The following is a 13175-nucleotide window of genomic DNA, read 5'->3' as shown; positions in this document are numbered from 1 at the left end:
TCAGTCCTCACGGTCGAGTTCGGCCAGTGTTGTGTCGAGATCCGGGAGTGTTCCTCCCTCCGCCAGGATGGGTTCGACGATCTGTGCGAGGAGTTCCTCCACCGTCGCGCGCGTGTACGTGATATTATCTCCGTCAAGGGGGAGTTCGTTCGCCTCGCCGAGCGTGATCTGTCGTGTCCGGGCACCGTCGAGTGCGGCGACGAGCAGGGCTGCAGTCCGATCCGGGTCGACCGGCTCGAAGGTTCCGTCGGCAATCCCGTCGGCGATGATCTCGGCGAGCGTCTCCCGAAGCAGTCGATCACTCCGCTCCAGCTGTGCCTGGATGCGGTCGTTGAACGGGCCTTGCGAGCGCATCTCCAGAAGGGCGAGATGGAAGGCCTCGCGTTCGTCGTCCTCGGGCGTGAAGACGAACCGGGCGAGGAAGTCGACGATCCGCTGTTCGGGCGGCTGATCGGCCCGACATTCGAGTCGCTGTTCGTACTCGGTCAGCAGGTCGTCGAGGAAAGCGATCAGCAGATCCGCTTTCGTATCGTGATGATAGTGCAGGAGCGACTTGCTCTTCGAACTTTCGTCGGCGATATCCTGCATCGTGAGATCGGCGTAGCCGTGACTCCGAAGGGCCCGGGCAACCGCGTTCATGATCTCGTCGTCAGCGTCCGACATCGGTTTGACTGACTAGTCAGTCAGCCACCCTGAAACCTGTTTCGAGACGGTGGCATACATGTCGTTCGGATGGCGATTAATGATTCAGCACAGGTCCGCTTCACAGTCGAGACAGGTCGTCTCCTGAACGGTGAGCATCTCGTCGAGTGTGACCCGGAGCGTTTCGTCGCCAGCCGGGATCCGGACCTCGATGCGCCACGGCTCGGTCTCCTCGACGGTGGCGTACTCGTCGTCGACACACCAGGGCAGCGTCCAGTACGGTCGCTGGGAGAGGTCGATGCCGTGTTCGTCGTAGAAGGCTGCGACGACGGCCTCGTCGAGCAAGACCAGCCCGATCGGGGAGCAGAGTTCGTGGCGACACTGCTGGCAGACGTGTTCGGCGCGAACGGCCACGTCCAGACAGCAGGGCTCCTCACGTTCGATAGTGGTCTCCATGCGACCGCTACAGACCGGGCAGACGCCGTCGGCGGCCAGACAGTGGAGATGGCGAACACGCTCGTCGAACGCCGTCGCGATCTCCACGGGTGATCGATCGACGAGCCCACCTGGCGGGAACGGGTACTCGCCGTGGGCCTTGCCACAGTCCCCACAGTCGATCGAGAGCTGTTCGTCGGCGTAGCTCGCGACCAGCGGCCCGTCACAGCGTGTGCAGGCACCCTCGACCTCGAACGGGTCGATATCGGGATGCTGGGTGAACCGGCCGGCACGGATCGCACGGATCACCTGCCCGCCGGCAAACCGGAGGTCGTACCCCTCGTCGGTCTTCCTGACGAACTGGTCTGTGAGCTCTTTGAGATGGTAATTGAACTGTGCGCTGTCACTGATATCCACGGCGTCGAACAGCTCCGAGAAACGAACCGGTCGGTCGTCGAACCCCCACAACGCTTCGAGAATATCGAGGCGAGTCTCGTTGGCGATCACCGACAGAGCCGCTGCAGGCTCGGCATTCTCGGTCTCGCCGGTGTGCTCTGTCGCCCTGCTCATACGTCGAATATGTGCACACACCGTGAAAAGGATTCCCTGAACTGCGTTTTTGCAAATGTTTTGATAGCTACTCGTCGCTGGACCGGCCCGGTGTGCGGACCTCCTCGACCTGCGTGACGACGAGCACGAGGCCGGCCGCCGCGAGGAGTGCAGCGAAAGCGAAGGGGACGGCGAAGCCGATCTCGACGAGAAAGCCAGACAGGAGCGGTCCGAACGCGACCCCGAAGCCGAAGGCCATCGTCAGCACCGAAAGCGTCGTTCCGGAGCTGGTGTCGGTCGCAATATCTCCGGCGAGTGCGAGTGCGGGCGCGAACACCATCGCACCAGCAACCCCCTGGGCGAAGCGGGCACCGAACATGAGCCAGGAATCGAAGATGAACCCCTGGACGAGCGTCGTCGGGATCAGTAGTGCCATCCCGAGGACGATGAACCGCTTGCGGCCGTAGAAGTCGGTCGCCCGGCCGATCGGTGCCTGCAGGAAGATCTGTGCGAGCACGAAGGCGGCGAACTGCAGGCCGAACATCTCGGAGCCCTGGTCGAGTCGCACGTTGACGATCTCGCCGAGTGTGGCGAAGGTTGCGATCCCGATGGCCATGAAAAACGAGGCGACGCCGAGGGTGAAGACGGGATCGAGGAAGGTGGATCCGCCCGGGTTGAAGACAGCAATCCCGCCGCTCTGATCGTCGGGATCGGTCGGCTCGATATCCGGGTCGCGGATGAGAACCACGACGAGCACGAGAGCGAGTGTCGCAGTGAGTCCGGCAAACGCGAAGGCGGCGTCGAAGCCGGTGAACGTCACCGACGCGACGGAGTACGGGCCGGCACCGACGACACCGCCCGCAGCGACGGGGCCGACACCGAAGCCGACCAGCCGGAACGTGTTGTACGTGCCCATGTTCCCGCCGCGGTTGTCCTCCGCTGCGAGGTCGTTGACGAGCGCGACCGTCGTCGGGATGATAAAGGCACCCGCGATACCCTGGAGCACTCGCAGGCCGATCAGATGCCAGTAGGAGGTGGCGAGCGTGTAGGCGAAACTCGCTCCGGCCAGAATGACGAGCCCGAGGAGAACGTAGATTTTCCGCCGACCGGTCCGATCCGAGAGTCGACCAGTGAAGGGCTGTAGCGGGCTGTTGACGAACCCGAACAGCGAGAGGACGATTCCGGTGATCGCGACTTCGGTGAGGCCGAACGTGGCACCGCTCACGAAGTCACTCGCGATAAACAACGGCAAAACGACGATGAGAAAGGAGTTGCCGACCGATTCGGACATCCTGGCGAGTGCCAGGGCGATCACCTGGGGATTGACGCCAAAGATAGTCCTCATCGTGACCGACTCACCCGAGACCGTCCCATTGTGACGGACTCGGAGAGCAGCCCCCTATATAGTTACGAAGACGCTCTCTAGAGATATATTTGTGGTTTCCGAGAGCTATCGACATTTGTTTTCAGACTGTGGGAATTGTCGCGCGTCTCTTTGTTCTTCTAGATAGATACTCACGTATGACTGTTGAAGAACTAAAGCGGTACGGGCTGGAGGAGATGCGCGACGAGGAGATCGAACAGTTCCTCGAAAGCCAGGCGATCGGAGTTCTCGGGCTCCCAGCACCGGCGCAGCCGTATCTGCTCCCGCTTTCCTACGCGTACGACGGTGAGTCGTCGCTGTATTTCACCTACGTCCTCGGGGAGGAAAGCAGGAAACAGCAGTTGACCGAACAGGCAGACACCGCCCCGTTTCTGGTCTACGACGCCGAGACGATGTTCGACTGGCGGAGTGTGTTACTGACAGGGACCTTCGAGAAGCTCCCGCCCAGCGAGTGGGGGGACCTCGCCGATGTCCTCGATACCGCCTGGCGGCCGGAGGTGTTTACCACCAGTTCGACCTCGGGACAGACCAGAGTCTACGAGTTCGCAGTGACCGAACAGTCGGGGATCAAACACACTGATCTGGCACCCGGGAAAGTCTAGATCGGTCGGTCTCACAGATCGCGAGAAGTTCAATCCTCGGTCTCGGCCGGCGGCTGCTCGGTCTCTGTCTCCTCCGACCCGGTGAACTCGGGGACCACCCGATCAGCCTCCTCTATGACGCCCTCGGTCCACCGGCCGAGCCGGAACCAGAACGTAGCCAGCAGGAAGGTCAGAAAGGCCCCGATCGAGAAGGCCAGCCAGACCCCCTCGACGCCGATTCCGAAGCCGCCGTCGAAGACGAGGCTGGTTCCAGGGATTGAGACCGCCGAGAAGGCGAGCACGATCGCGACGGGAACCCGGAACACCCAGCGTGCGAGGAAGGACAGTGCCAGCGCAACCTTCGTCTGGCCAGCCCCCCGAAAGCCACCCTGGATGACCATCGTCCCGCCGAAGAAGGCCCAGAAAGGCGCGATGATGTACAGGAACTGCCGTCCCTCCGCGATGGTATCGGCGCTGCTGTCGAAGACGCCGATGATGGTCTCGGGAAAGATGATACAGATCGCTGCGGCACCGAACAGGAACCCCATCGTTGCGCCGGTGCCGACCCAGGTCACGCGTGCCGCCCGATCCGGGGTTTCGGCACCGAGATTCTGCCCGACACCGGTCGCGGTCGCCTGTCCCACGGCACCGGCGACCGACCACGAGACGGACATGATCCGGATCCCGATCCCGTAGGCCGCGATGGCGGCGGTCCCGAAGGGGGTGACGAAGGCAGCCATCGTGACCGCTGCGAAACTGCGTGTCCAGCCGTCGAGTGTCGCCGGATAGCCGACGTCGATCAGTTTCCGGAGAAGGGTGAAATCGGGCCACAGATCGCTCACGTGCAGCCGGACGCCGAAGCCGCCACGGAGCAAGATGTAGATCCCGGCAGCGGTGGCGAAGCCACGCGAAATAAAGGTTGCCCACGCCGCACCGCGGGTCCCCCAGGCCGGGAACGGCCCCCAGCCCAGGATGAAGAAGGGATCGAGGACGACGTTCAACCCGGCGGAGATGACCATCAGCCACATCGCAGTCTTCGTGTCACCGGCCCCCTGCAGCGAGGCCCGGAACGCGAAAAACAGGAAGATGAACGGAAGCGCCAGGAAGATCACCTCGATGTAGGCCAGGGCTTCGATGAACACCTGCCCCTCCGCACCGATCAGCGAGAGCAACTCGCGTCGAAAGAGCCAGCCGAGGGTCGCGAGCGCTGCAGAGACCACGAGCGTCAGGAGGATCGTCTGCGCGACGACCCGATCCGCCTGGCGGTCGTCGTCGGCCCCGACGTACTGGGAGACGAGTGCGATCGTCGCAGCCGTGATCCCCATCGCTGTCGAGACGAACATCCACGAGAGCGGGAACATCAGCGAGACAGCCGCGACAGCCTCGGAGCTGACGCGGCCGACCCAGAACAGATCCGCGAGGTTGTACACCGTCTGGAGGAGGTTGCCGGCGACGAGCGGCCAGGCCAGGTGGAGCAGTTTCGGTGCGATCGCACCCGTGGTCATATCCACGCGCTTTCGATCAGTCTCTGCCACTGGCGGAACATGGGCTCACGGCGGCATCAATTCGATGGTCGCCAGAACCGACTGCGGTACCGAAACGTTAGTCGGCCGTCGACAGCCCCTGTTTCTTCTGTTTCACGCGGTCGACGACACTCGCCGTCTCGTCTGCCGCGTCGTCCGTCTCGTCGGCGGGCCGAACCTGATCGAGCCAGCCACCCGCAGAGTGTCGTTTCTCGGCGACGACCGCACCGAGGAGCGCACCGGTTGCGCCACCGGTACTCGCCGGCGATCGTCCGAACAGTCCGCCCAGCGCTGCACCGATTGCGGCCCCGATGGCAGCGTACCGCGCACGCAGGAGTGCGAGCTTGATCGTTGCTTTCAGACTCATAGTCACTTACAGGTTCGAACAGCGAACAGATAATGGTTGTGACAGATCTACGGACCTGGCGACGTTCCACTGCACCGGGTGAGAGTGCTATTCAACAGTAAACTCCGCCTCGGCTTCCAGATCAGAGTCAGCTTCGAGGATGCCAGTCGCCACGTACGTGCCCGATGGGGGGTCCTCCCAGGTGTAGGACTGTTCGATCTGCTCGCCAGGTTCCAGCGTCGCCCTGGTGATCGCCTGGGTGAACATCCGTCCGTCACTCCAGCGCCAGAGTTCCTCCCCCGACAGATCCCGGACGACGATATCAGCGCGTTTCCCACTCGAAAACGTGAGTGTGACCGCCGTCGTCCCCTCGTTGACGACGCTGAAGGAGAACTGCACGTCGCCGTTGGTCGTCACAGCCAGCGTGGCATCGAGTGACATACACGATATTGCGGGAGAACAGATAAAAAAGGATACGTTACGGGGAAGCGGTCAGATCGACTGGGAGTCGGTCCCGCTTTCGCCGTCGGTATCGGTCGCAGTCACCACGATCTCGGAGCCGTTGCTCTTGGTGCGAACTTCGTCGACCCCCGAGGCCGAGGAGCCGCTGACGCCGGTGGTCACCGAGTCTACCGTACTGCCGCCTGCGTCGAGCATCTCGACAATCACGGTGTCGAGGTTGCCGTCCGGGTCGCTGGCGCTCCAGTCGACCTCGATCCGGTCCCAGCGCGGGTTGCTCCTGTCGTCGAGGCCGTCGATACTCGCAGTCGGAGCACTGTTGGTATCCTCGGTCTCGCTCACCGTGGTCGAGTCGGAGCCGGTGTTCCCCGCCGAATCGGTACCGATCGCCTCGACCGTGTAGTCGTTACCGGAGCCGTCGTCACCGGCCGCGACCAGCCGTGTCGTGTCGCTTGCGGTGTCGCCGCTGACACTGACCGCCGCCGTCTCCTCGGTCTCGCCGGCCGTATCGTCTGTCAGTGTGAGATCGACCGAGTCGAGATCACCGTCCGAGTCGCTGACCGACCAGTCGACGTCGAACTCGGCGTCGCCGTCGTCAGTCTCGACTTCCGACGCCGAGAGGCTATCGACAGCCGGTGCACTCTCGGTGTTGTCGGTTGTGACCGTGATGCTCGACGTGCTGGTGTTGCCCGCCGAGTCGGTCGCACTGGCGTCCAGCGTGTGGTCGCCGTCGGAGACAGCAGTGCTGTCCCAGGAGTCCTCGTAGTAGCCGGTCTCGGCGTTGTAGGTCGTCGACCGTGCGGAGCCGCCGTCGACGCTGTAGGTAACATCGAGGGAGTCGTCGCTGTCCTCGTTATCGGAGGCGTCGAGTTGGACGGTGACCGTCCCCGAGACGGTCTTCCCATCAGTTGGATTCGCCCAGGAGACAGTCGGTGCCGTGTCCGTATCGCCGCCGTCGAGCACCGCGGCCTCGGCGTCGAGCAGGCCGCTTCCCTGCTCGTCGTCCGCGAGACCGATATCCTCTGCCGTCTCTTTGAGTCGCTGGCGTGCCTCGGTGTTCGTGTAGCCGTTGGCCATCAGCTGCGCACCCGCCCCGGAGACGTGCGGACAGGCCATCGACGTCCCCGAGTAGGTCTCGTAGCCACCGATGACCGTCGACTCGATGCTCCCGCCGGGTGCAGCCAGTTCGACCTCCGGACCCGTCGAGGAAAAGGAGGAGAGGCTGTCGTCGCTGTCGGTCGAACTCACTGCGATCACCGTCGAGTACGCGGCCGGGTAGCCGACGCAGTCCGAACAGGAACCGTCGTTGCCCGCGGCGGCGACCAGCAGGACACCCCTGTCGTCGGCGTACCGGCAGGCATCCTTGACCGTGCTCGACCCGGAGGAGGCACCGAGGCTCAGGCTCGCGACGTCCCAGCCCTGGTCGGCCGTGTACTCGATGCCCGCCGCGACATCCGAGAACGAGCCGCTCCCGTTCCCGTCGAGGACCTTCACAGCGTGGAGTGTTGCCTCGGTCGAGACGCCGACGACACCCTCGCTGTTGTCGACCGCACCGGCGATGCCGGCACAGTGGGTGCCGTGATTGTCGTCGTCCGACCAGGGGTAGTTGCAGTTCGATCCCGAGCAGTCGACGTACGCTTTCCCCTCGCCGACGTTGGCCTCCAGGTCGGGGTGGTCGTCGTCGATACCGGTGTCGATGATGGCGATATCCGCACCCGAACCCGTCTGACCGTTGTCGTGGAGGACGTCAGCGTCGACGCGGTCGACCCCCCACGGCAGGCGCTGTTCGAGTGCCTGCATCTCCCCGTTTGCCTCGACGTAGCGGATGTTCGGGTTGTTTTCGAGGCCGTCGATCGCCTTCTCCGATGCAGTGATCGTCATCGCATCGAAGTTGAACTCCCGCTCGATCGAGTCGGCTGCCTTTTTCGCCGCCTCTCGGCCCCTGGGGCCGTCGAACCCGACGTTGACTTCGGCACGGCTGTTCGCCGAGGCCTGCCCAACCATCGCACCGCCGGCCAGCGTCCCTCCTGTTGCTTTCAGTACATCACGCCGTGATAACTCCGAACAATTGTTGCTACGATCCGGCATACTTTCAGAACAGACATACGAAGATAAATAAGTTTACCCAAATATATGATATTAAATAGTAATTGTATGTAAGTAAAAAGTAGTTCTGTGGAAGTATATCGCTCATCGACCGGAATTTTCTCGTCGCTGGACGACTCACAGCGGGTATGAACCGTCGTGCGTTGCTCGCGGCAACTGGCGGAGGGTTCGCGACTGCAGTCGCTGGCTGTCTCGGTGTCACACCGCCAGCGGACGACAGCCACCCGCTCGCCGGGATGGAGCCGACAGTCCGGATCGACGCCGAGTCAGCGAGTCCGTACGACCTCGACAGAAACGCCCGGGAGGCGCTGGCATTCTGGGAGGGAAACAGCGAGCAGTACGCCGGGTTCTCGATCTCGTTCGAGGTCGTCGACCACGACGATCCGGATATGCTGATCGCATATACGGATAGCTCGCAGGGCTGTGAGAACGTCGAGAACTACAGCGAACTGGTGATGGGCTGTGCGCCCCTCCTCGGCCCCGGTCGGCGCGTGGACCGACCGATCACCGCACGGGTCGTCGCGGCGAGACGGCCGATCGGACAGATCCGGACGACGACGAAACACGAGATCGGACACGTTCTCGGCCTGGACCACGACGCCGAGCCACGCGAGATCATGTCGAACCGGCCGGAAGACCGGATCCCGGAGTACGCTACCCGGATCGAGATCTGGGAGCGGGTACAGGCGGTCAACGAGCGCTCGGTGGCTGCCACGGGCCTCCTGAACCACGGGATCGAACTGTTCGGAGGCGGTGAGTTCGACGCGACAGCGGCAGCTTTCGAGGCTGCAAACAGTGATTTCGTCGAGCTGCGCGAGTCGATCGATCTGGCGATCGATCGGACTGTCGTCTTCGAGGATATCGAACGCGTCGAGACAGTTGCACTCGAAACGCTCCGCGATCATCTCGGCCAGATCCGCCGCCGGATGGTGATCGCCGAGGAGTTGACCGCTGCACTCGGACGTGCGGCCGAGGCTGCAACAGCGGGCGACGACGCCGAGCGGGAGGACGCGATCAGCACCGCGAACGAGCGGATCACGGCGTTCAACGAGATCGGCCCGGTTCAGCTTCGTGAAATCGCAGTCGCGCTCGGACTCGTCCGCGGATTCGAAAACGAGGCCCCTGTTATCGACCTCGGCGAGGACGACCTCGACGAACAAACTATCGACTGATCGATGAACGATATATCAAGCAGAAAGACTGTTATTCAGCCAATAATAAAACAGGTATTTAAATACCTACATATCGAAGAGTAACAGACCACAATGGAGGTGACAAAATGAATGCAGTTAGAGAGGCTACATCGTCCACGGTGGATACGTTCCGGGTTCTCCATATCGACGGGGATCCAGCGACAACCGACGATCTGACGACGGCGACCGAACAGACAGACGGGAAGTTCGATGTAACGGCAACAGAGCCACAGGCGGGACTCGACAGCCTGCAGAAGTCGTCGTTCGACTGCATCGTCAGCAGCTACGAGTTGCCGGGGACGAACGGGCTGGCGCTGTTCGAGGCAGTCCGTGAACAGGGCAGGACGATCCCGTTCATCCTGTACGCAGATCCAGACAGTGAGGGAGTCGCCGAACGGGCGCTCGCGGCCGGCGTCTCGGGTTACGTACAGACCGGCGAGACTGCTGTGCTCGCAAACCGGATCGAGACGGAGGTCCGTCGACATCGGAACCAGCAAACAGCCCAGCAGACGATCGATGCACTCGAAGCGATCCGGGATGGGATCGCGATATTCGACAGCGACGGCCAGTTCCAGTACGTCAACGAGGCTTACGCCAGTGTGTACGGTTACAGCCCCGAGGAGCTCGTCGGCGGCAGCTGGGACCAGCTCTATCCAGAATCCGAGATCGAACACTACAAAAACGAGATCCTCCCGACACTCCAGTCAGAGGGAGGCTGGATCGGCGACTGCGAGTGTCTCCACCGTGACGGGTTCCAGTTCCGGTCCACACACTCGATCAGCGACCTCGAAGAAGGGGGCCACATCTGCGTGATTCATCACGGCACAGTGAAAGCATCCGATTCCTAACGCTGCCAGCAGTATCAGCCCCGATACCGGAACGAGACCACCGTATTGATCTCGTCGTTGGCCGTCGACTCGGTCGTCACGTTGAATCCGAGTACATCGTCGCTGGAGAGCACGTCGTGCGTGAGTTCCCGCAACGCCTCACCGCTGGCCTCCGAATCTCGGACCGCGATCCGGACCTTGTCGCGGTTGGTACTCAGTTCGGCAATCTCGTAGCCATCACTCTCGAACGCGTCGCGCAACTCTGTTTTGAGATCCTCCATACGACCGCTTCGGGTGGTGGGTACAAAAAACTCGCCGGGACGAGTGTCGCCAGCCCAGAGACACCCGTGGTCCTCCAAGAGATATCTTTACTACCAGACCGGGTGTATAGAATCCAGTATGCGTACCACTCGGCGACCGAAATCGCCCGGGAAGAGACCGGAGCGGATCGATGGGTGACCTGTCGGCACTCGGGATGCTCCTCGACACCAGTCGGCTGCGGCAACTGCAAAAGAGCTACACCAGCAGTGTCGAGCGATTCGTGGTCGACGAGACGCCGGATACGGAGCTACTATCGCTCGTCGAGGAGCCGTTCCGGTCGGTGGACGACGTCCACGATCGCCTCGAAGAACTCGAAGCGACCCTGCTCGAACAGTCCGATCGCCGCGCAGTCTTTCTCACCATCTACACGGAGATGACAGCGGCGACGATCCAAGAGATCGATGCAGGGGCGTTCGTCGACCCGGCTTGGATGGCACGATATCTCGTCCAGTTTGCGGAGTACTACAGGCGGGCATTTTACAACTACGAGCGTGGGGCAGTCGACGAAGTGCCCGATCCGTGGATCGTCACGTTCGGAACGGCGCTCGAACACGACGTGCTCGTCATGCAGGACACACTGCTTGGCATCAACGCACACATCAACTACGACCTGGCGTTGACGCTGTCAGATATCGGCCTGGACCCCGACCGCCCCGACAAGTTCGCCGACCACACCCGGATCAACGAGATCCTCCGGCGGCTCGTCAGCGTCCAGCAGGATCTCCTGGCACGCCAGTACGCCCCCGGGCTGGCACGGATCGGCGACCGGCTTGGCGAACTCGACGATCTGGCAGCAGCCGCGAGTCTCCGGAGAGCCCGGAAACAGGCCTGGCAGATCGCCGTCCTACGAACCGATGCCGGATGGCTCCCGATCGATCGGTACACGAGGTGGCTGCTCGCCCGGACTGCGACCGGTGGTGCCTACCTCCTCCTGGAACCGACCGCGAGTCAGGCGACGATGGAGACACTCCACGAGATCGAAGCTGACGAGTTCGATCTGGCAGCCCATGCAGTGGAATTTCACGATCTGGTGCAGGAGCGTCTGTAAAAACAATCCGTGCCGTCCGAACTTCTGTGCGTCCGAGACGCTTACGAGTCGGCGACGTCCGCGTTCGGTCCGTTCTGTTTCACGCTGTTGATCGCGTCTTCCACGCCGGATCGCGACGCGTAGCCCTCACCGCTGTCGGCCAGAATGTTGCCGTTGCGGTGTCGGAGCCGCCAGCGCCACTCCTCGGCGTTGTCTCTGTAGATCTCGAAGGCCGCACTACCGATATCGAGGACGTGTGCGACTGGCGCGTAACTGCGGATTCGTTCGACAGCATCCTCCGCGCCGCTTTCCGAGGCGTACCCCTCGCCGCTGTCCGCGATGATGTTGCCGTTGCGGTGGACGAGTCGCCAGCGGTACTCCCCGCCAGAGTCCTCGTAGACCTCGAAGTCGGCGTTGCCGTCCTCGGCGACGTTTCGCTGGACGCTTTCGAGCCCCTGTCTGGCTTTCTGCCGTGAGGCGTAGCCCTGGCCGCTGTCCGCGAGGATGTTCCCGTTTTTGTACAGCAGCCGCCAGCGGTACTTGCCGGCCCTGTCGCGGAACAGCTCGAACGCTGCCGGTTTGAGCCGGAGGTAATCCGCACTCTGGACGTACTGGCTGACCCGCTCGACAGCGTCGTCCCGACTGCTCGCCGACCCGTATCCCTGCGAACTGTCTGCGATGATGTTGCCGTTGTCGTGGCGGAGCCGCCAGCGGTGCTCCCCGCCCGAGTCTTCGTAGGTTTCGAACTCGGCCCGACTCTCGATCTCGTCGACGAACTCCGGAGCGTCGTCACCCTCGACGGCCTCGTCGACGCTGTCGACAGTCACCTCGTCGAGTTTGTCGAGATCGACGACGGTGGCACCGAAGGCATCACGTTTGACCGCACTCAGCCCCTTCTGGGCGTTCTGTCGCGAGGAGTATCCCTGCGAGCTATCGGCGATGATGTTGCGGTTGCGGTGTCGGAGCCGCCAGCGGTACTTGCCACCCCTGTCGGTGAACAGTTCGAACTGCGACTGACTGTCGCCGATCCGTACTAGCTCTGCTTCGAGCAGTTCCCGCTCGGCACGTTCTTCGGCGGCTACGTCGGCCTGGCGCTGTGCCTCCTCGGCCTGTCGTTCGGCCTCGCGTGCGCGGTCTTCTGCCTCCGCGATGGCAGCGTCACGCTCGCTTTCGGCTCCTGCCGCGCGGGTTTCTGCAGCAAGCTGTTCCTCACGCGGACTCGTCAGCAGCGGGACGAACACACTGCCGAGCGCGATAATCAGGATTCCGACCCCGTATAGCCCGATAATCGCGACCTCGCTGTTGTTGAACTGTGCACTCCAGTTGTCCGGAAACGCGGTTACGAACCACGCCACAGCAGCCAGACAGCACAGTGCACCCAGATAGGAAAGCAGCGTCGCCTTCCGCTTCAGCGGGAGCCGAATGATCGGCCCGATAATCAGGAGGAGTAACCCGATAGCCGCGATAGCGATGCCAGCACCCCGCTCCATCGCCCCGGCGGAGTCGCTGAGCATCACCAGCGCGATCCCCACGAACCCTGCCAGCACACCGAAAACGAACACCCAGTAGCCGTATGCTTCGTTGGCCGTCGACGGAACGCCGATCCGGTTGCTGTAAGAATCTACGAGAGGGTTTGTGTCACTAGTACCCATGGGTAGGAGACAGACGCCAGACATATTAAAATGATTGCTGAAAGTATCGAAAATAAGTGAGATATACTACTTGATACCCCCACAGAGACGGCGGCAGGTAATACCACTGCCCATATATGTCTATGAATTT

13 protein-coding genes are annotated in these 13175 nt (G+C 62.3%); 4 read left to right on the top strand and 9 right to left on the bottom strand.

Translation table 11 applies throughout. From position 1 onward, the window contains the following. From EOW68_RS06670 to EOW68_RS06660, 3 genes are all read right to left on the bottom strand, one after another. The gene (locus EOW68_RS06670) at window positions 1–663 is read right to left on the bottom strand and encodes a TetR/AcrR family transcriptional regulator (RefSeq protein WP_128224377.1); all 663 of its coding nucleotides are present in this window, start codon (window positions 661–663) and stop codon (window positions 1–3) included. Window positions 664–747: 84 nt separating this feature from the next. After that, entirely contained in the window at window positions 748–1647 is a 900-nt protein-coding gene (locus EOW68_RS06665; RefSeq protein ID WP_128224376.1) for an ArsR/SmtB family transcription factor, read from the bottom strand. A gap of 67 nt (window positions 1648–1714) precedes the next feature. After that, window positions 1715–2971, bottom strand: coding sequence for an MFS transporter (locus EOW68_RS06660; RefSeq protein ID WP_128224375.1), 1257 nt, complete (start codon window positions 2969–2971; stop codon window positions 1715–1717). A 176-nt stretch (window positions 2972–3147) separates the two neighbouring features. On the opposite strand from EOW68_RS06660, the gene EOW68_RS06655 reads away from it, so the two are divergent. Further along, a complete protein-coding gene (locus tag EOW68_RS06655) occupies window positions 3148–3612 on the top strand; it encodes a pyridoxamine 5'-phosphate oxidase family protein (protein WP_128224374.1) in 465 nt (154 codons plus the stop codon). A gap of 29 nt (window positions 3613–3641) precedes the next feature. Here the strand turns inward: EOW68_RS06655 and EOW68_RS06650 are convergent, their stop codons facing one another. The 4 genes from EOW68_RS06650 to EOW68_RS06635 all read right to left on the bottom strand — a co-directional run bounded on the left by EOW68_RS06650 (window position 3642) and on the right by EOW68_RS06635 (window position 8007). Continuing rightward, complete coding sequence (locus EOW68_RS06650; RefSeq protein ID WP_128224465.1) at window positions 3642–5096, bottom strand: MATE family efflux transporter; 1455 nt, start codon at window positions 5094–5096, stop codon at window positions 3642–3644. 97 nt (window positions 5097–5193) lie between these two features. After that, window positions 5194–5475: a hypothetical protein gene (locus EOW68_RS06645; protein ID WP_431358791.1), complete on the bottom strand. Its 282-nt coding sequence runs from the start codon at window positions 5473–5475 to the stop codon at window positions 5194–5196. 93 nt (window positions 5476–5568) lie between these two features. Next, window positions 5569–5901, bottom strand: coding sequence for a BsuPI-related putative proteinase inhibitor (locus EOW68_RS06640; protein ID WP_128224372.1), 333 nt, complete (start codon window positions 5899–5901; stop codon window positions 5569–5571). A 51-nt stretch (window positions 5902–5952) separates the two neighbouring features. After that, window positions 5953–8007 carry a S8 family serine peptidase gene (locus tag EOW68_RS06635; protein WP_128224371.1) on the bottom strand — a complete coding sequence of 685 codons (2055 nt, stop codon included), beginning with the start codon at window positions 8005–8007 and terminating at the stop codon, window positions 5953–5955. Window positions 8008–8153: 146 nt separating this feature from the next. On the opposite strand from EOW68_RS06635, the gene EOW68_RS06630 reads away from it, so the two are divergent. Both EOW68_RS06630 and EOW68_RS06625 read left to right on the top strand, forming a co-directional pair. Then, the gene (locus tag EOW68_RS06630; protein WP_128224370.1) at window positions 8154–9197 is read left to right on the top strand and encodes a matrixin family metalloprotease; all 1044 of its coding nucleotides are present in this window, start codon (window positions 8154–8156) and stop codon (window positions 9195–9197) included. Window positions 9198–9304: 107 nt separating this feature from the next. Next, complete coding sequence (locus EOW68_RS06625; protein WP_128224369.1) at window positions 9305–10066, top strand: PAS domain-containing protein; 762 nt, start codon at window positions 9305–9307, stop codon at window positions 10064–10066. A 14-nt stretch (window positions 10067–10080) separates the two neighbouring features. On the opposite strand, the gene EOW68_RS06620 is transcribed toward EOW68_RS06625, so the two are convergent. Further along, the gene (locus EOW68_RS06620; RefSeq protein ID WP_128224368.1) at window positions 10081–10326 is read right to left on the bottom strand and encodes a hypothetical protein; all 246 of its coding nucleotides are present in this window, start codon (window positions 10324–10326) and stop codon (window positions 10081–10083) included. A 170-nt stretch (window positions 10327–10496) separates the two neighbouring features. On the opposite strand from EOW68_RS06620, the gene EOW68_RS06615 reads away from it, so the two are divergent. Next, the gene (locus EOW68_RS06615; protein WP_128224367.1) at window positions 10497–11414 is read left to right on the top strand and encodes a DUF5995 family protein; all 918 of its coding nucleotides are present in this window, start codon (window positions 10497–10499) and stop codon (window positions 11412–11414) included. A 41-nt stretch (window positions 11415–11455) separates the two neighbouring features. Here the strand turns inward: EOW68_RS06615 and EOW68_RS06610 are convergent, their stop codons facing one another. Then, entirely contained in the window at window positions 11456–13045 is a 1590-nt protein-coding gene (locus EOW68_RS06610; RefSeq protein ID WP_128224366.1) for a YegP family protein, read from the bottom strand. Window positions 13046–13175 lie beyond the last annotated feature (130 nt).

Source organism: Halovenus amylolytica (genome assembly GCA_004015825.1).
Classification (GTDB): Archaea; Halobacteriota; Halobacteria; order Halobacteriales; family Haloarculaceae; genus Halovenus; species Halovenus amylolytica.
This window is presented reverse-complemented; position numbering and strand designations above follow the sequence as displayed.